General features: G+C 43.3%; 16 protein-coding genes. 9 read left to right on the forward strand and 7 right to left on the reverse strand.

The window, feature by feature from the left end:
- Window positions 1-57 precede the first annotated feature (57 nt).
- A complete protein-coding gene (gene ppiD, locus N483_RS22750) occupies window positions 58-1,971 on the forward strand; it encodes a peptidylprolyl isomerase (RefSeq protein WP_023397160.1) in 1,914 nt (637 codons plus the stop codon).
- Between the two features lie 76 nt (window positions 1,972-2,047).
- On the opposite strand, the gene N483_RS22755 is transcribed toward ppiD, so the two are convergent.
- From N483_RS22755 to pspF, 6 genes are read right to left on the reverse strand one after another with little or no spacing between them, the layout of a single operon-like run.
- Window positions 2,048-2,809 carry an ATP-binding cassette domain-containing protein gene (locus N483_RS22755; protein WP_023397159.1) on the reverse strand — a complete coding sequence of 254 codons (762 nt, stop codon included), beginning with the start codon at window positions 2,807-2,809 and terminating at the stop codon, window positions 2,048-2,050.
- Window positions 2,794-3,801, reverse strand: coding sequence for an oligopeptide/dipeptide ABC transporter ATP-binding protein (locus tag N483_RS22760; RefSeq protein ID WP_023397158.1), 1,008 nt, complete (start codon window positions 3,799-3,801; stop codon window positions 2,794-2,796). The genes N483_RS22755 and N483_RS22760 overlap by 16 nt, the downstream gene beginning before the upstream one ends.
- Window positions 3,801-4,694, reverse strand: a complete 894-nt coding sequence (locus tag N483_RS22765) for an ABC transporter permease subunit (RefSeq protein ID WP_023397157.1) — start codon at window positions 4,692-4,694, stop codon at window positions 3,801-3,803. Before N483_RS22765 ends, N483_RS22760 begins: the two co-directional genes overlap by 1 nt.
- Window positions 4,681-5,715, reverse strand: coding sequence for an ABC transporter permease (locus N483_RS22770; RefSeq protein ID WP_036974792.1), 1,035 nt, complete (start codon window positions 5,713-5,715; stop codon window positions 4,681-4,683). The genes N483_RS22765 and N483_RS22770 overlap by 14 nt, the downstream gene beginning before the upstream one ends.
- On the reverse strand, window positions 5,712-7,355 hold the full coding sequence (locus N483_RS22775; RefSeq protein WP_080672529.1) for an ABC transporter substrate-binding protein: 1,644 nt from the start codon (window positions 7,353-7,355) through the stop codon (window positions 5,712-5,714). The genes N483_RS22770 and N483_RS22775 overlap by 4 nt, the downstream gene beginning before the upstream one ends.
- A 14-nt stretch (window positions 7,356-7,369) precedes the next feature.
- Entirely contained in the window at window positions 7,370-8,455 is a 1,086-nt protein-coding gene (pspF, locus tag N483_RS22780; protein ID WP_023397154.1) for a phage shock protein operon transcriptional activator, read from the reverse strand.
- Window positions 8,456-8,638: 183 nt separating this feature from the next.
- Here pspF and pspA point away from each other — a divergent pair, with 183 nt between their 5' ends.
- The 8 genes from pspA (at window position 8,639) to N483_RS22820 (ending at window position 15,212) form a co-directional block, all read left to right on the forward strand.
- Window positions 8,639-9,298: a phage shock protein PspA gene (gene pspA, locus N483_RS22785; RefSeq protein WP_023397153.1), complete on the forward strand. Its 660-nt coding sequence runs from the start codon at window positions 8,639-8,641 to the stop codon at window positions 9,296-9,298.
- A gap of 78 nt (window positions 9,299-9,376) precedes the next feature.
- A complete protein-coding gene (gene pspB, locus N483_RS22790) occupies window positions 9,377-9,610 on the forward strand; it encodes an envelope stress response membrane protein PspB (protein WP_023397152.1) in 234 nt (77 codons plus the stop codon).
- Window positions 9,607-10,008, forward strand: coding sequence for an envelope stress response membrane protein PspC (gene pspC, locus N483_RS22795; protein WP_023397151.1), 402 nt, complete (start codon window positions 9,607-9,609; stop codon window positions 10,006-10,008). Before pspB ends, pspC begins: the two co-directional genes overlap by 4 nt.
- A 55-nt stretch (window positions 10,009-10,063) precedes the next feature.
- Window positions 10,064-11,470, forward strand: a complete 1,407-nt coding sequence (locus N483_RS22800) for a YcjX family protein (protein ID WP_023397150.1) — start codon at window positions 10,064-10,066, stop codon at window positions 11,468-11,470.
- The gene (locus N483_RS22805) at window positions 11,467-12,492 is read left to right on the forward strand and encodes a TIGR01620 family protein (RefSeq protein ID WP_023397149.1); all 1,026 of its coding nucleotides are present in this window, start codon (window positions 11,467-11,469) and stop codon (window positions 12,490-12,492) included. The genes N483_RS22800 and N483_RS22805 overlap by 4 nt, the downstream gene beginning before the upstream one ends.
- Before the next feature lie 176 nt (window positions 12,493-12,668).
- Entirely contained in the window at window positions 12,669-13,847 is a 1,179-nt protein-coding gene (locus N483_RS22810) for a trans-sulfuration enzyme family protein (protein ID WP_023397148.1), read from the forward strand.
- A gap of 212 nt (window positions 13,848-14,059) precedes the next feature.
- Window positions 14,060-14,857, forward strand: coding sequence for a phenylalanine 4-monooxygenase (gene phhA, locus N483_RS22815; RefSeq protein WP_023397147.1), 798 nt, complete (start codon window positions 14,060-14,062; stop codon window positions 14,855-14,857).
- 10 nt (window positions 14,858-14,867) lie between these two features.
- Window positions 14,868-15,212 (forward strand): 4a-hydroxytetrahydrobiopterin dehydratase, encoded by a 345-nt coding sequence (locus N483_RS22820; RefSeq protein WP_023397146.1) that lies wholly within the window; start codon window positions 14,868-14,870, stop codon window positions 15,210-15,212.
- Between the two features lie 98 nt (window positions 15,213-15,310).
- On the opposite strand, the gene barA is transcribed toward N483_RS22820, so the two are convergent.
- Window positions 15,311-18,079 (reverse strand): two-component sensor histidine kinase BarA, encoded by a 2,769-nt coding sequence (gene barA / locus N483_RS22825; protein ID WP_023397145.1) that lies wholly within the window; start codon window positions 18,077-18,079, stop codon window positions 15,311-15,313.
- Between the last annotated feature and the right edge of the window lie 42 nt (window positions 18,080-18,121).

Genomic DNA, 18,121 nt, shown 5'->3' on the forward strand with positions numbered 1-18,121 from the left:
ATGAGCTAACTGATGCAAAGTACCTTGGTGCTTTGACTTAGATAAGAGATAGAACAAATGCTTGAAAAGATTAGAGAGGGCTCTCAGGGCCTTGCTGCCAAGATCGTTCTTGGTGCAGTTATCTTGTCTTTTGCGCTGGCAGGGATCGGTGGTTACCTAGGTCAAACCACAGAGCAACCAGTTGCAGAAGTCAATGGTGTTAAAATTACCCAGTTGGAATTTGCAAGGGCGTTCGAAAATGAACGTGGTAGATTAGAACAGCAATTTGGCGAGTACTTCGAGCAAATCGCATCTGATCCAGCTTATATGGCACAAATTCGTCAAGGGGTTGTAGATCGCTTGGTACAACAAGAGCTACAAAACCAGCTTGCTATTGAGCTTGGACTGCGCGTGAGCGATGGGCAGATCAAGCAAGCTATTTTTGAAATGCCGTATTTTCAGATTGGTGGTCAATTCAGCAATGAGCGTTATTTACAGCTGATCAGACAAATGAACTTCCAACCTGATGACTTCCGTGAGTATCTACGTGAAGAGATGACGCGTAACCAATTGGTTTCGGCGATTGCAGGTTCTGATTTTGCGCTGGAGAGTGAAGTAAAGCAGACGCTAGTTTTACAGCAGCAGACACGTGATGTGGACTATCTAGTACTGGACAAAGAAACTTTAAAAGATCAGGTTTCTGTAACAGACTCTGAAATCCAAGATCATTACGATTTGAATCAAGACCAGTTTATGTCGTCAGAGCAAGTTGCACTGAACTACATTGAACTAAAAGCTGCTGATATGGAACTGCTAGAGCCAGTCACCGATGAGCAGGTAAGAGCTTATTACGATGAAAATCAAGCTCAGTACTCTGAAGACGAAAGACGTCGTGTTTCACATATCCTAGTTGAAAACTTGGAAGATGCTGAAGCTGCTAAGACAAAAGCGCAAGACTTATATGCTCAGTTGCAAGCTGGTGCTGATTTTGCGAAGCTTGCTCAAGAGCACTCTGACGACGTTGCCAGCGGTGAACTAGGCGGTGACCTTGATTGGATTGAGCGTGAAATGATGGATCCTGCATTTGAAGAGGCCGCGTTTGCTTTGGCAAATGTAGGTGAATTTTCAGATGTTGTGGAATCAGAATTTGGTTTTCATATCATCCAATTAACAGATCTTCAGGCGCAGGAAGTTAAACCGTTTGCGGAGCTAGAAGCAGAATTACGTGCTGAGTTAGAGCAAAACGCGAAAATTGACGCCTTTTATGGCAAGCAAGAAGAAGTACGTGAGTTAGCGTTTGAAGTTGCAGATACACTAGAAGATGCGGCGGCAGCTGCTGAAGTAGAAGTGAAAAGCACTGAACTTGTTGCGCGCAACTTATTACCTGCACCGCTAAATCAGCCTACGGTAACTCGCGCTATTTTCACACCAGAATTACTGGAAGACGGCGTAAACTCTGAAGTAATTGAAGTTGCACCTGAGCATGTAGTTGTAGTGAGAGTCGTTGAGCATAAACCAGCTGCGGTTAAACCACTTGAAGAGGTGTCTGCGCAAATTAAGTCACGCTTAGTAAATGATAAAGCATCTGAGCTGGCAAAAGAAAAAGCAGAGACGTTATTTGCACAACTTGAAGAAGGTAAAGCACTTGCAGATATCGCTACTGCTGAATCTCTTGAAATGAAGACTGAAGCTTCGTTAGCGCGTCAGAGCTTTGCAGTTTCACCTGCTTTGGTGACCAAAGCGTTCAAATTGCCTCACCCTGCTGAAGGAAACACATCTAAAGCAATGGTTGAATTAAATAACGGCGATTCAGCATTACTAGTTGTTAAAGCCGTGAAACTTGCTGATGTTGATGGTGAGATCGAGCCTCAACAGAAACAGAGCATTACAAGAACTCAAGTGAACAAGAACTACCTTGCACTTTTAAGCGCATTAGAAGGCACGGCGGATATCGTGAAGCCGAGCACGTTTGAAGTAGCAGAAGAAAACTAAGACACTTCTAATGATGAATAAAAAAACCACCGTAAGGTGGTTTTTTTATTTTAACAGATGTTCTTTATTGTGAGACTTACACTGCCAATAGCTTTTTCATCACTTTGGATTGAGGGTGATTGAATATAGTGTCACAACAGCCATATTCGACAGCTTCACCATTGTTCAATACCAACAGTTTATCACTCATATGTTTTACTAGGCTGAGGTGGTGAGTGATAAGCACATAAGTTAAATCAGTCTCTTGCTGCAGCTTAAGTAATAGGTTGACTATTTGCGCCCGCACTGATGGATCTAGTGAAGATAGCGCTTCATCCAAAACCACCACTTTGGGATCTAAAATCAGCGCTCTGGCAAGTGCTACACGTTGCAATTGTCCGCCACTAAACATATGAGGGTAATATTCATAGTGTTCATACAATAAGCCAACGCGAGATAGAGTCAGTTCAATCTTTTTATTACGTTGTACTTCCGTTAACTTAGTATTGAAGCGCAGACAATCATCTAGCATCTCACCTATAGTAAGACCTGGATTGAGAGATCGTGTCGGATCTTGGAATATAAGGCGAATATGATGGCACTCTCGTCTAGTTGTACCATCGTCGACAATCATGTCACCATTTAACAATATCTGCCCTGAATCGGCATCTTCGGCACCGGCAAGTACTTTAGCGAGTGTACTTTTTCCTGAGCCTGTTTCACCGATCACGGCCAGTGTTTGCCCGGGCGCTACCGCAAAGGAAATATCATTCAATACTTTGACTTTATTGCGCCTAAATAGCCCAGAGCGTGTTTTAAACGTTTTACTTAAAGCCTGAACTTTTAGCACGGGTTGCATTTTTTCTTCTCTCTATTGAGTGGAAAATGACATGCATAAGAATGACCATGTGACTTGACCAACATAGGGGTTGCAACACATTCTTTTTGCGCTTGTGGGCAGCGAGGCCCTAAACGGCAGCCAATGGGCAAGTGCTGCAAAGGCGGTATTGTGCCTTTAAGCGCGTAGAATGGCGCTTTGTGACCTAGGCCGTGGGCATAGTCTGGTAATGACTTGACCAATGCTTGCGTGTAGGGATGATATGGATCGGTGAATACCTTTTTGGTCGGGCCGGCTTCAACCATCTGTCCGCAATATAAAACATGGATTGCATGAGACCATTGAGTTATTTCTTCTAACTCGTGGGAAATCATTAATATCGACATGTTTTTTAACTGGTTTAAACTCTTGAGCAGCCTAAAAACTTGAGCACGTGTTGTACTCTCTAACGCGGTAGTTGGCTCATCTGCAATCAGCAATTGCGGGTTTCTCGCAATTGCCATAGCAATCATTACTTTTTGGCATACACCTTCGGACAGTTCATGTGGATAACTGCTCGACACTTTTTCATCCTCACGTATTCCCACTTTGTGAAGAAGTGCTTTTACTTTTGTTTTCCGCTCTTTTTTTCGGCCAAAGAAGCCTGCTTTAAAGCAATCATCAGGCAGCGACTCAGCTACTTGCTCGAATATCTTGGCTGTTGGATCCAAGCTCCTACGGGGTTCTTGATATATCATCGCCATATCCCGCCCTACCACTTTTCGCCGTTTTTCCGGGCTTAGGCGCATTAAGTCGACACCACGCCAATGCATGCGGTCAGCTGTAATTCGCCAGCGGGCATTGAGTACACCAACAATGGCTTTTGCAATTAAACTTTTCCCTGAACCTGACTCACCTACAAGTGCATGTACTTCGCCTTCCTTAAGGCTTAAGTTTACTTTATCAACTGCGCGGATCACGCCATCTTCGGTCGGCAGTTCAATGGTGAGGTTTTTAATGTCTAGTAGTTGCATTAGGTTGCCTTTCTAGCTTGGAGTGCTTTTCTCAGCCCATCTCCAACAAGGTTAGTGGCTAACACAGACAAAAACAATAGGGCACCGGGTAGGCCGACAGTCCAAGGTGCAAGGTATATAAGCCCCAAGTTCTCAGCCAGCATGGCCCCCCATTCTGTAGTAGGAGGCTGAGCACCCAATTTTAGGAAGCCAAGTGCTGCGATATCAAGAATAGCCGTAGAAAGCGCGAGGGTAAATATGACCACAACGTGTTCATAAATATTTGGAAATACGCCACGAAATAAGATGTGAGTTCGACTTGCGCCGTCCAATCTATAGGCGCCAATATAATCTTTATTTAGCTCGTCGACGACTAGGTTGCGAATTGAGTGAATATGCTGCGGTAACAAAGCTAGAATAATTGCCCATACTGTGTTCAGTAATCCGGGGCCTAATATAGCGATAATGATGATTGCCAAAAGCAGCGATGGTATTGCCAGCGTAATATCAAGTAAGTGGTTTAGAATGCTAGATTTAAACCCTCGGTTGATCCCTGCAAGAGTGCCAAGAACGACCCCTAGAACAGTTGTTACAAGGGCTGCAACGATAGACAAACCAAAGGTATAGGTTGCACCATTCATCAAGCGAGAAAGCACATCCCTGCCAAGATCATCCGTGCCGAGAATAAAGTGTACATCACCATCATCATGCCAAGAGGGGGGGATTAGCAGTGCGTCACTGTGCTGTTGGTCAATGCCATACGGGGCCAATAGTGGTGCAGTCATTGCCAACAGGGTTAGCCCGATGAACATCCACAGTCCAACAAGAGCGAGGTGATTCGCTTTGAAGTTACGCCACAGGCGAGATAGTGGTGAGCGGTTCGACTCTTCGCTATATAAACTAAACTTTGCCATGAGACTGGTTCCTAGACACGGGATCAAGTAAAGAGTGAGTCAAATCCGCCAGCATATTTGCAAAGATGACGAACATTGACACAGCGAGCAGCCCGCCCTGAATGGCTGGGTAGTCCCGTTGATAAATACTATCTATCAACCATCGACCTATGCCTGGCCAAGAGAAAATGACTTCGGTGACCATAGCAAGTGTGATCAGTGTGCTAAATTGTAGGCCGATTTGTTTTATGACAGGTAAAAGCGCATTGCGCAGAGCGTGGTCCAAAATAATTTGTCTGCGGTTTAGACCTTTTGCTCTTGCCGTCTTAATGTAATTTTGCTCCAGCACATTGAGCATAGAGTCTCTAGTAAACCTGGTAAGTACGGTTGTTGGATACATTGCCAGTACAATTGTCGGCAGTGCTAAATGATGCAGTGCGTCAAGAAATGCCTGTCCACCATAAGGGAAATCAAGTAGCCAAATGTCTAGCAGAATAAAATTAGTCACGGCGGGAATTTCGTATAACAGGCCAATTCGACCTGACATGGGGAACCAACCAAAGCCGAGACAAAAAACCATGATAAGCAACAAGGCGAGCCAAAAGACCGGAATGGAAAAGCCAAGTAAGGTTAGCGTACTGATGACTTTATCAGGCCACTTTTTATGGTAGGCGCTGGTAATGATCCCAGCAGGGATCCCTAATAGAATCGCTACGACCAAAGCGTAAAAACAAAGCTCAAGTGTTGCAGGGAGCAACAGAGCGACATGTGAAGATACGGTTTGACCTGACGACAAAGATACGCCCCAGTCACCCTCAATTAATCGACCGATAAAGGCGCTGTATTGCACTAGGATATTATCTTCGATGCGATACTTTTCTTCGAGTAATTGAGACTGACTAAAGCTGGTATTGACCTGCCCGCTAAAGTTAGTCAGCAAATCTCCTGGGAACAGGTAATTTAAGCTAAAAGTGAACGCTGTTAGTGCAAATAGCATGAACAGCAGCAAGCTTAGACGTCGCAAAAGATAGTCCAGCATTATTGCGTTCCCTTCCTTACATTTGCCAGTGATACACCACCAAATGGTCTAAGCTCTGCGCCAGAAATTTCTGCGCTGCGAGCTTGAAATCGAACACCGTGGGCAATAGGCACGAGTGGCAATTCGCGGATCAGCATCTCTTGCGCTTGTTGATAGTAAAATTTGCGCATTTTCAGGTCATTTGTGTCGAGAGCTTGAGTCAACAGAAGGTCAAATTCGGGATTACACCAATTGGCGGGGTTTTTACCTGTAAATGTCGCCGTGCAACTCAAAAGAGGACTAAAAAAGTTGTCTGGGTCCGGAGTATCAGCAGCCCACCCCAACAGAACGCTATCGTGTTCATGGCGGCCAATTCGCTCGATAAAAGTATTCCATTCATACTCAACTATTCTGGTACGGATCCCAATCTGACGTAAATCACTTTGGATAAGCTCGGCCATTTTTCGCGCGTTAGGGTTGTAGATCCGAGAAACAGGCATGGCCCATAAAGTCATTTCAAAACCATTAGGAAATCCAGCTTCCGTTAGATATTGTTTTGCTTTGACTGGGTCATAATAAGGCATGGCCTGTGGCGTATATGCCCAAGAAGATGGAGGAAGAATAGATTGTGCAGCGATGCCATTGCCATAAAATACAGCCTGCATAATTTTATCAAAATCGATACTATGAGCGAGGGCCTTTCTTACTAACGCATTATCAAAAGGGGGCTTTTCAGTATTAAATGCCCAATATCCGACATTTAAGTTTACAGCTTTGTCGACCACAATATCTTTGCGCTGTGACAGTGCCTCTAACTGCGTTGCACTTGGGTGAGAGGTAATATCGCATTCTTTTGTCAGCATTTTAGCAATGCGCGTTGTATTGTTGGTGGTAATGTCATAAACCAATTGGTCAACAGCGTGGTTGTGTTTCCAGTATGCGTGATGTTTGTGAAAGCGAACTAAGTTGTCTCTTAAAAAGTGTTTGTATTTATATGGACCTGTGCCAATGGGCAAAGTATCGAAGAGATGCTTTTTGTCTTGGCTTGCTCTGAACATGGCATATTCTTCAGAGAGTATGACTGCAAAGTCTGTGGCGATATTAGACAACAGGCTACTTTCGGCGCTAAACAGCTCAAAGCGAACTGTATATTCATCGACTTTGATTATTTTACGGATCAGCTGGTCCATACCGACACTTTGAAAGTACGGATAGTTGGCGTCGTGTACAAAATGATAGGGGTTGTAGACATCAAATAAGCGACTAAAAGAGAAGATGACATCGTCCGCATTCATTGTACGACTAGGGGTAAAGTAATCGGTTGTATGAAAAGCGACGTCTTTTCTCAGCTTAAACGTAATTTTTTTACCGTCGTCACTGATCTGCCAGCTTGTTGCCAGCTCAGGTTTAAATTCAGCCGTAACTGGGTCAATACTTATCAAAGAGTTATATAACTGGTTCGCAATTATATCTATGGTGGAACCTGTGGTTGTGACCTGAGGGTTAAAAGATACAGGGTTCGCCTCAGCACAGTAAACGATACCTTGTGTTTTACTGGTGGGTTTTGTTTGTGGCACTTCCCCACATGCAGATAGAATCAAGGTCGCAACAGCGCCTATTGTGATTGCTTTGTATCTTTGGCTGATGTTTAACCGGCGAGTCATTCTGGTGACCACAGCTAAGCCTCTTGTTGTGAGTCTAACAAATTGTATTTTTTCAAATATCCCCTTAGCTGATGATACGTCAATCCGAGGTTTTGTGCAGTTTTCTTTTGATTAAATTGGCTAAATTCAAGTGCTTTTTTCAGCAATTCTATTTCGTAGTCACTGGAGAGTGTTTTTAAATCACAAGGAAAAGATTGTTGTGCAGTTACAACCGAGCTCACGATGGGAGTCTCCATGGTTTCTTTTACAGCGTCCTGTACTGGAGAGGCATGAATCGCTAGGTCGGTAACCGGCGCTTTTATTCGTTGTTTTGGTCGAAATGGGCTTTCAAATGGGTCAAACGTAATTTGGTGAACTGCAAGGTGTTCATTGCCATGGCGGTATAGACTACGTTCTATTACATTTTTCAGTTCTCGAATATTCCCTGGCCAATCATAGTCGAGTAAGGTCTCTGTTGCTTTACGAGTAAAACCGCTAAACAGAGACCAGCCCAGATCTCGAGCCATATTGATGGCAAACTGCTCTGCTAGCAATAAAATATCTTCTTGACGCGCTCTCAGTGGCGGCAGTGTAATAACGTCAAAAGCGAGCCTATCGAGCAAGTCATGCCGAAATTCTCCTTGATCGGCTAGGCTGGGTAAATCTTCATTGGTCGCACAGACTAGTCGGGTGTCCACTTTAACTGTTTGCTTACCACCTACACGCTCGAATTCACCGTATTCGATAACACGCAGCAGTTTTTCTTGCACCATGGCAGACGTATTCGCCAATTCATCTAAAAATAAAGTACCGCTATTCGCTCGTTCGAAGCGGCCCTCATGACGCTTACTGGCTCCAGTAAAAGCGCCCGATTCATGACCAAACAATTCACTTTCCAGTAGATTTTCGTTAAGCGCGGCGCAATTGAGTTTAACGTAATTCTGGTCCCAACGCTCTGATAAGAAGTGCAGACGGGCAGCTATGAGTTCTTTACCTGTGCCACGTTCACCGATAATAAGCACGGGTTTGTCTAGCGGAGCAAGTTGAGATACCTGATCGAGAACAGCTAAGAAACTGTCGGATTGGCCGAGCAAATTATCCTGTTGGCGGAACTGACTCATAATTGACTAACTCTTGGTTTTTTTGACTAATATATAGTTTATTTGAAAAAGGTATGGATAGAAAGCTTTTTATTTTAATTGTAACTTGTTGAAAAATGGTGTTTATTTTTATTTTTAAAGTTGGCAAGCTTATTGATACATATTTATCAGCAATATAATTCACAACCAATGAGGTACAAGATTATGGGAATTTTTTCACGTTTTGCTGACATCGTTAATTCTAATATTAATGCAATATTGGATAAAGCGGAAGATCCTGAAAAAATGGTCAAATTGATCATCCAAGAAATGGAAGACACATTAGTAGAAGTACGTTCCACTTCGGCAAAAACACTTGCTGAGAAAAAAGAGTTAGAAAGACGTGTTGAGCAACTAAACGGCCAGGCAAATGATTGGCAAGAAAAAGCTGAGTTGGCACTGACAAAAGAGCGCGAAGATTTGGCGAGAGCGGCTTTGCTTGAAAAGCAAAAGGCGTCTGATGCAGCGCAAAGTGTTGCCGAAGAACTTAGCCATGTTGAATCGCACATCGAAAAATTGCAACAGGAAGTGACAACATTACAAGAAAAACTGGCAGATGCCAAAGCACGTCAACAGGCTATTGTGTTGCGTCAACGCTCTGCTGAGTCACGCCTAGATGTTAAAAAGGCACTCGATAGCACTAAAGTTGAAGATGCATTGAATCGCTTTGAACGTTATGAAAATAAAATTGACGGCTTGGAAGCGCAAGTCGAGTCTTATGACTTAGGTAAAAAGTCACTGGCTGACGAGATTGCTGATCTGCAAAAAAATGAAAAAGTAGATGATGAACTTGAAGCTTTAAAGAAAAAGCTCGCAAATAAATGAACCTAAGCGCACCTACTGTTAAAGTAGGTGCAATAAAATAAAAATACGCTGCCAAGACCAAATAAACAGGAGAAGGTTATGTTTGACGCAGAGATACTGGTTGCCCCAATTATTATTTTTATGATCGTGGTAGCCCCGCTGTGGCTCATTCTTCATTACAAGAGTAAAAAACAGGTGAGTCAGGGTTTAAGCGAGCATGAGCACCGCCAGCTAATTGAGTTGGCAAATAAAGCAGAGAAAATGGCCGAGCGTGTCGAAACATTGGAGGCACTGTTAGATCAAGAGTCACCAGATTGGAGGCGTAAAGTATGAGTCATCGACGCAGAGAATTATATCGTGACCCAAAGCGAGGAAAATTAGCTGGGGTTTGTGCAGGGCTGAGTGATTACTTCAACATGGAACTATGGCTTGTGCGCATATTATTTGTGACAGCTGTATTATTGTCTGGAGGACCATTATTTGTAGTTATTTATATTGCCTGTTGGTTTATCTTAGACCGTAAAGTCAGTGAACCAGAGCATACTGCTCATAGCCAAGATACAGATCCTGTTTCTGTTAAGTTTAAAGTATGGCAAAAAGGCGAGCCACCGCGCCAGGCGCTGTTTGACTTAAAAGATAGATTGGGCAAATTAGATGATCGCATTCAATCAATGGAGCGTCATGTGACATCGCCGGAGTTCACGGTGAAAAGGGAAATTAACAAGTTATAATGGCTCGTGGCGATTATTCGCCACGCCTCTTTATTTATAGGGACTAGCGATAAGAATGAGCGTGAAACGTGTTACCCACAAAGCCCTTGAAAAGCTGCAAAATAAAGCACAAAAAACATTGCAACGTTCATTGGACCAGCATGTTAAGTTAGCCGTTACTGGGTTTAGTGGAAGTGGAAAAACAGCGTTTATTACGGCCTTGGTTAAGCATTTAACGACTCAAGCAAATAGCCAAAACTTGCCGTTTTTTGATGTGGTAAGGGAACAGCGTTTAATAGCCTGCAAACAGGTACCGCAAACAGCACTCGATATTCCTACTTTTGATTATACTCATGCATCATCACATTTATTGGGCGAACCAGCTAATTGGCCGCCATCTACCGAGCGCATCAATACCCTGACATTGGCCTTAAAATTTCGCAGCGCCAGTGGGCTGCGTCAACATGTAGCAAATGACCATACGCTGTATCTGGAATTAATCGATTACCCCGGTGAATGGCTAATGGATTTGCCACTCTTAAACATGACTTATGAACAGTGGAGCAAGGCACAGCTCGATGTCTTGTCAAATCCCGCATTTTGTACGCTTAGCGAATCTTTCTTGGCTGCATTGAAAGCATTTGATGCAGCACAACCTGTAGATATGTCTGTGCTCAATGAGTTAGCCGATATTTACTCAGATACCTTAATTAAACTGAAAAAAAATACCAAGCTGTCCCAGTTGCAGCCAGGGCGAATGTTGATCCCCGGAGATTTGGCTGGTGCGCCTATTGTGCAATTTTTCCCTATTGCCATACACGGAGAGCATGGTGAAGATAGCCAATATGCGCAATTAGAAAGTCGCTTTGAAGCATATAAAAAACAGGTTATTTCTCCGTTTTACAAGGATTATTTTTGCGCTTTTGATAGGCAGCTTGTCTTAGTGGATGTACTTGGTGCGCTGAATGATGGGCCTGCAACACTGGCCCAAACTAAACAGGCATTGAAAGACACTGTGAGCATGTTTCAACATGGTAAAAGTGGTCTTTTTCAGCGTTTATTTAAGCCTCAAATAGATAAAGTGCTGTTTGCTGCAAACAAGTGTGACGCGGTGGCAATCACTGAGCAAGATAGCCTCACCCGTTTATTGCATGAGCTTTTATGTGAACAAGAGAATGAACTAAAATTCTCAGGAGTTGAAGTAGATACAATGACCATATCCTCTGTGAAGAGCTGTCAACCCAAACAAGTCAAAGAGGGAGGCGATATACTGCATTGTGTATACGGTCGACCTCTGACAGAGTCACAGTATATTACGTATTTGCCTCCTGAGCCGCCAGAGCATGTTTTATCTGCGTCTCAGTGGCCTCAAGAAGGTTTTAACTTTTTGTCTTTTTACCCATTCCCCGCTTATCAAGGACAACTAGACCATATTCGGTTAGATCATACGTTACAGTTTTTGATTGGAGATAAGCTAACGTGACAAACTCTAAACACAGATACTCAGGTCGGCGCATAGAGACTGAAGAACCAAATCATAGTGCTCATGAAGCCACTCGATCTACTCCTCGATTTGGAGAGCGTATCGATGATGAGGTATCACAGATCGACTCTGAACAAGAGTTTAAGCCTTTCTCAGTTGATGGATCTGTTGATAGCAGCTTGCAACCTCAAAAATCAAAACTGGGGTGGCGACATGGGCTGTTGGCGAGTTTAGTGATACTGATCCCCGTTGAACTCGTTTTTACGATTTACAATGCCTTTCAACAAAGTATTATCCTAGCAAGTTTGTACTTACTTCTTTTTGTGTCTGCGCTAGGCTGGGGCACTAAATTTTTATTTCGTGAAGTTAAAGCGCTGCGAACATTAAAAAATTTAGAAGCGCGCCGAGATCAGGCAGAGCGCTTGCTTAACAGCAACCAGATTGGAGAAGCACAACATTGGCTCAGTCCTCTATTGGCAAACTTACCTGCAGATACCGTGTCTAGTTTTCAAAAAAGCTTAAAAAGCCACTATACAGATCAGGAAGTTCTGCAGTTGTATGAAGTCACCTTGTTGCGGGATCAAGATATGCAAGCCAAGAAAATTATTGCAGAGTATGCGACGACTTCTGCATTGATGGTGGCGTTGAGTCCGATGGCGGTCACTGACATGCTTGCAGTGTTATGGCGAGGTGTGAGTTTAGTAGAAAAGCTTAGTGCGCATTACGGTATTACTTTAGGCTATCGCAGCCGAATAAAGTTGTACAAGCTATTGGCGACACAAATCGTCTTTGTGGGTGCATCAGAATTACTGAGTGACCTTGCTGCGACGAGTTTGGGTGCGGAACTACTGGGTAAGCTATCAGCTAGGTCCGCTCAAGGTCTGAGCGCAGGTGTATTTACTGCTAGACTGGGCTACAAAGCCATGGCGTTGTGTCGACCAATTCCACGTATGGAAAATAAAGCCAACTTTCTTGCTGACTTTGCAAAAAAGCTCACCAATCAATTGATTAAGCAAAACTAATCACAGGGCTTCAGATAAGTTGTTACTTCTTAGGTGACAACTTATGTGTACAGAGTCACTATATTAATTCTTCTCACATAGCCTTCTGAACTTCCAGCATGCTTGTACATTTATCCATCATGGAATATCTAATTACATAAGATATAAACAGTTTGAATAATAACAACAGGCAAGCAATGAAGAAGTTACACGATCACACTAATTGTATTCACGGTCCAAACCACTTTGATGACCCACATGGCGCATTAACGGCACCGTTATACCAAAGTTCCACTTTTAAATTTGAGAATGCAGCACAGGGGGCTGCTCGATTCGCAGGTGAAGAAGCTGGCTTTATATATACGCGGCTTGGTAATCCGACGACCCGAGAATTAGAAGAAAAGCTGGCGCAGTTAGAGGAGATGGAGGACGCGGCAGCAACAGCAACAGGCATGGGGGCGGTTTCTGCTTCAGTATTGAGCTTTCTTCAACAGGGCGATCACTTGATTGCTTCAAGTGCATTATATGGGTGTAGCTTCGCTTTATTTGCACACATGCTGCCGAAATTTGGCATCGAAGTGAGCTTTGTTGATATGACAGATAGAGATGCCCTAGAGCGAGCAATACAGCCAAACAGTAAAATGTTATTTGCGGAAACACCTATTAACCCGAATATGACGGTATTGGATCTGACAATGCTCGGGGAGTTTGCCAAGAAGCACAACCTATTGAGTGTGATTGACAATACCTTCATGACCCCATTGCTACAAAAACCCAAGCGCTTTGGTATTGATATTGTTATTCACAGCGCGACCAAGTATCTCAATGGTCATGGCGATGTTGTCGCTGGCATTGTGTGTGGCAGCAAAGAGCATATTGAGACTGTAAAATTAACGGTTTTGAAAGACATTGGGGCGACAATCAGTCCGCATGATGCTTGGTTGATAAACCGTGGCCTAAAAACGCTACATATTCGCATGGCGCGACATTGTGAGAGTGCGCAAAAAGTCGCCGAATTTTTAGAGCGCCACCCTAAAGTTGAAAAGGTTTATTACCCAGGGTTGGCATCGCACCCTGGCCATCACTATCTTGGTGAACAAATGCAAGGTGCGGGCGGCGTGATTGCATTTGAGATAAAAGGCACGCTTGCTGATGGTGAAGCATTTATCAATGCTACGGCTCTGTGCACTTTAGCTGTGAGCCTAGGTGATCCTGAGACGTTAATTCAACACCCAGCTTCGATGACACACTCACCTTATACACAGGAAGAGCGTTTGGCTGCGGGGATTTCTGATGGGCTGATCCGCATTTCGGTAGGCCTAGAATCTGCAGATGATATCATCGCGGATCTCGATAGTGCATTTTTGTGTATATAAATATTTACAGCATTATGCTCTGCATGCCTTGTAGCTAAAGGGTGTATTATTTTGTGTTCAATTTTGTAATTTATAGTTTACGAAATTGAGGTTCTTGAGGTGGGCCATTTCAGGCCTGCCTATTAATATTTTGCTCACTTTTACATAGTATCGAAATAACAGGTTTGAACGCTCCATCAAGAGAAATGGAGATCAAAATAAAGAAGGTTACTATGGCTAAATCTAGTAAATACACTTCCAAGCAGCCTAATGAGCAAGGCGTAATTGAGTGGAGTGACGAAGAAAATAAAATCTGGTCTGAATTAGTTGCAAGACAGCTAAAGTGTATTGAAGGCAAAGCGTGTGATGAATATATGGAAGGATTGAAGAAAATCAATCTACCCCATGACCGAATTCCTCAGTTACACGAAATCAATGCTGTGCTCGAAAGGGAGACAGGTTGGCAAGTAGCACCTGTTCCTGCGCTGATCGATTTTGATGAGTTCTTCAGATTGCTTGCCAACAAACAATTTCCTGTAGCCACGTTTATTCGTTCACGTGAGGAGTTTGACTACCTTCAAGAGCCTGATATTTTCCACGAAATATTCGGCCACTGCGCGATGTTAACGAACCCTGCGTTTGCAGAGTTTACGCACAAATACGGTCAGTTAGGTTATGCTGCAGAGAAGAAAGATCGCGTTTACCTAGCTCGTTTATACTGGTTTACCGTTGAGTTTGGTCTAATGCAAACTGACAATGGTTTGCGTATCTACGGCGGCGGGATCCTATCTAGTCCTGGTGAAACCCAGTACGTGTATTCAGATAAGCCTGAAATTAACAAACTTGAAGTGCTAGATGTACTTCGAACGCCATATCGTATTGATATCATGCAGCCCTTGTACTACACAATTAGTTCGATAGATGATCTATTTGATATTTCTCAAATGGACATTATGTCTTTAGTACAAAGAGCAAAAGAGCTCGGACTGTTTGAGCCAAAATTTCCACCTAAAAATAAATTAGCAAGTTAAGGAACCACCCATGTCTGATTTAAGTGCACAAAAATGTGAAGCGTGTCGTGCGGATGCGCCTAAAGTGTCAGATGAAGAGTTAGCAGTATTGATCAAGCAGATCCCTGATTGGGTACCTGAAGTACGTGACGGGATCATGCAGTTAGAAAGAGTGTATAAGTTTAAAAACTTTAAACTAGCACTTGAGTTTACAAATAAAGTGGGTGATATGGCTGAAGAAGAAGGTCACCACCCTGGTTTGTTAACTGAGTGGGGTAAAGTTACAGTGACTTGGTGGAGCCATTCTATTAAAGGCCTTCACAAAAATGACTTTATCTGTGCTGCAAAAACCGACGAAGTATTTGCTGCACTGTAATTGTTTTATTTCGGAATGTTAAGGGCGCCTAGGGCGCCTTTTTTATTGCCTTTTTTGAGTGGGACCAGAGTCCCGTCTCGGTAAAAATGTATCTCATTTTACAAACTGGAAGATGCTGTGATTTCTGCATCATCATTCAAATTGGTCAGTTCATCGATCAGATCCAACACCTCGGGCTCGACATAGTCAAAGCCTTTATCTTGTTTAAGTGCCGTTTCGATGGTTTCAGCCAATGCTTTTAGTTTGGGTACTCCGGTATAGCAGCATGCACCGTGGAACTTGTGGATGACCTTTAAGAGCAATTCTGGATCCGCTTGTTCACTGGCTTCGTTGAGGTGTTCAATGGTCTCAGGAACGCTTTGCAGTAGCATATTTAACATTTCCAGTGCGAGATGTGGCTTGTTACCTGAGCGTTGCAATGCAAGGTTCCAATCCAGCAAGTGGCTTTCAAAAGGTGCAACGCTACTTACCAGTTGCTCCTCTTTTTGTTCACGTTCGACAGGAGAAGCGGCACTGTGGTCACATATGATCTGCTTCAGCATGTCTTCATCAATGGGTTTAGTCATGTAGCCACTAAATCCATCTTTTACCAACTGCTCTTTTTCGCCTGCAAGGGCATGCGCAGTGACGGCGATGATGGGGGTGTCATCATTCATGGAAGACTCTTTAATGCTTATACACGCAGTGATCCCATCCATGATTGGCATTTGAATATCCATAAATATTAAATCGTATTTATGGGTTTTACACAGCCCGACTGCTTGCGCACCATTATGAGCAGTTTCAATGGTTTCAACTTGCTCTTCTAGCAGCGTATAGAGCAGTTTTAAGTTGGCGTCGTTGTCATCCGCAATAAGCACTTTGAGTGGTAAGTGTGTCGCGTTGTTGGTTTCAATCGATAAATCTGGATGATCTAAGCGGTAAGGCGCGGCCAACATTTCGCAGAGTTTTCGATGGTGAAGTGGCTTACTGATACACGCATCAGCACCGCTACCAATAAGCGACTCTCGCATATTATGAGAGATGGTATTGACCATGAGGTATAAATAGTCGGCTTTTTCTCTAGCGTGATTTATGTAGCTTTTTACCGTCTGCATATCGTCGACGGTTGCCATATTGCCAACCAGACAAATGTCGTAACTGAACTCTTGTGACAGTGCATTGAAAAAGGCTTCGTCACTGTCACACACGGTGACTTGCATATGCCAACTTTCAATTTGGGCGATCACAGCATTGCGCGTGTGTTCTTGTGGTTCAAAGTATAAGACGCGTTTATTCTCAAGCGGCTTGCAGGGGAGATCGTCATTGAATAAGCGGCTCGGTAAGTTAAATATGGCATTAAAAGTAAAGCAGGAACCGCTACCAAGTGCTGAGTTTAATGTGATCCTACCTTGCATGACCTCCACGATATGTTTGGTGATAATTAAGCCAAGTCCGGTACCACCAAATTTTCGAGTAATGCTTGTGTCAGCTTGAGCAAATGGCGTAAATAGCGTGTCTTGTTTTTCTTGTGCAATGCCGAGGCCGGTATCGCTGACGGAAACCAATAGAGATGTCTGTGAGTCACCTTTTAGACGATGGCTAATGTCTACTTTGACCGACCCCTTCTCTGTGAATTTAATCGCATTGCTGATCAAATTTATAAGCACTTGTTTAAAGCGTGTCGGATCGCCAACCAAGTTGTCAGGTACTTGTCGATTAATGGCAATTGACAGCTCTAATTGCTTTTCATAAGCACTGGGCGCAAGTAGTGTCATCACTTCGTTGACCGCATCTCTAAGTTGGAACTGGATATTTTCAAGCTCCATAGCGCCCGCTTCGAGTTTTGAGAAGTCTAATATGTCGCTAATGATGGTAAGCAGGCTGTTTGCGGATAGCTCAATGGTGTCTAAATAATCTTTTTGGTGTTTATTTAGTGGTGTTTTATACAATTGGCGAGTAAAGCCAATTACACCGTTTAGCGGGGTTCGCAACTCGTGACTCATTTTGGCTAAGAAGTCTGACTTTACGCGGTTCGCGACCTGCGCTTCTTTTTTCGCAATATTTAATTGGATATTTTGTGTTTCATATTGCTCAAGGGTTTCTCTGTAGTCACTGGTGGCCTGATCTATGTGTTTTTGCATTTCATCTCTTTGGCCGACCATCTTTTCACTGATGGTGATAAGACCTTGACGCATCATGTCAAATTCCCCTTGCATTTGCTGATTGACGCCAATATCCGTTTTTCCTTCAATTAGTTTGTCTGTTGCTAACTGCAGCTGGGAAAGTGGAGTAGAGAACATGCGACTTAAGCGAGTGGATAAAAAGACACTCAATAAAAGTGCGGCAAGAATAATGGTGCCGCTTAAAAGCAATGCTTTTTGCTGGCCAATAATGGCTTGGTCTTGGCTTATTTCAACCATTAAAACGGCGATAGTTTGGGCATGGGCATCTTGCCATGTAGCACCAGTGCCATAATCCTTTACAGGCGAAAAGATAACAAAATTATTGCGTAGCTTTTGTGCTTCAGTTGCGTGCAGGGCAGCGACATTACCGCGATAGTGCAAATCGTTAAATTCACTATGGTAATTGCTGGTCATAATGAGCTGGTTGTGTAAATCAAATACCGCAATACTGTTGACTAAAGACGCATGTTGATTATGCGCTTTAGTAATGATGCTGTGCAATTTGGCTTTATCTTTGGTGTTGAGCGGGTGCTCTACTGTCATTGCCAGCGAGTTCGCGATGCTGGTGCCTTGCTGTTTCAAGATTTGTTCAAGCTCTACGTAGCGATTTATAGTAAAATATCCGCCAAGTATTAAACCGATTAACACCGTCGGGATCAGGGTAAGCAATAAAACGCTATCGCGTAAGCTTAATTTAGACATATTGAGCGATATAAAACTTTGATAATTATGAACTCTAGATTA

It is taken from the genome of Pseudoalteromonas luteoviolacea NCIMB 1944, from assembly GCF_001625565.1.
GTDB classification, from domain to species: domain Bacteria; phylum Pseudomonadota; class Gammaproteobacteria; order Enterobacterales; family Alteromonadaceae; genus Pseudoalteromonas; species Pseudoalteromonas luteoviolacea_F.

Excerpts from the sequence above, each read along its gene's own strand:
- N483_RS22820 (WP_023397146.1), top strand. The coding sequence starts at position 14,868 with ATGTCTGATTTAAGTGCACAAAAATGTGAAGCGTGTCGTGCGGATGCG.
- pspA (WP_023397153.1), top strand. The coding sequence starts at position 8,639 with ATGGGAATTTTTTCACGTTTTGCTGACATCGTTAATTCTAATATTAAT.
- ppiD (WP_023397160.1), top strand. The coding sequence starts at position 58 with ATGCTTGAAAAGATTAGAGAGGGCTCTCAGGGCCTTGCTGCCAAGATC.
- N483_RS22775 (WP_080672529.1), bottom strand. The coding sequence starts at position 7,355 with ATGACTCGCCGGTTAAACATCAGCCAAAGATACAAAGCAATCACAATA.
- phhA (WP_023397147.1), top strand. The coding sequence starts at position 14,060 with ATGGCTAAATCTAGTAAATACACTTCCAAGCAGCCTAATGAGCAAGGC.
- N483_RS22765 (WP_023397157.1), bottom strand. The coding sequence starts at position 4,694 with ATGGCAAAGTTTAGTTTATATAGCGAAGAGTCGAACCGCTCACCACTA.
- barA (WP_023397145.1), bottom strand. The coding sequence starts at position 18,079 with ATGTCTAAATTAAGCTTACGCGATAGCGTTTTATTGCTTACCCTGATC.
- pspC (WP_023397151.1), top strand. The coding sequence starts at position 9,607 with ATGAGTCATCGACGCAGAGAATTATATCGTGACCCAAAGCGAGGAAAA.
- N483_RS22755 (WP_023397159.1), bottom strand. The coding sequence starts at position 2,809 with ATGCAACCCGTGCTAAAAGTTCAGGCTTTAAGTAAAACGTTTAAAACA.
- N483_RS22810 (WP_023397148.1), top strand. The coding sequence starts at position 12,669 with ATGAAGAAGTTACACGATCACACTAATTGTATTCACGGTCCAAACCAC.
- N483_RS22760 (WP_023397158.1), bottom strand. The coding sequence starts at position 3,801 with ATGCAACTACTAGACATTAAAAACCTCACCATTGAACTGCCGACCGAA.
- pspF (WP_023397154.1), bottom strand. The coding sequence starts at position 8,455 with ATGAGTCAGTTCCGCCAACAGGATAATTTGCTCGGCCAATCCGACAGT.
- pspB (WP_023397152.1), top strand. The coding sequence starts at position 9,377 with ATGTTTGACGCAGAGATACTGGTTGCCCCAATTATTATTTTTATGATC.
- N483_RS22800 (WP_023397150.1), top strand. The coding sequence starts at position 10,064 with ATGAGCGTGAAACGTGTTACCCACAAAGCCCTTGAAAAGCTGCAAAAT.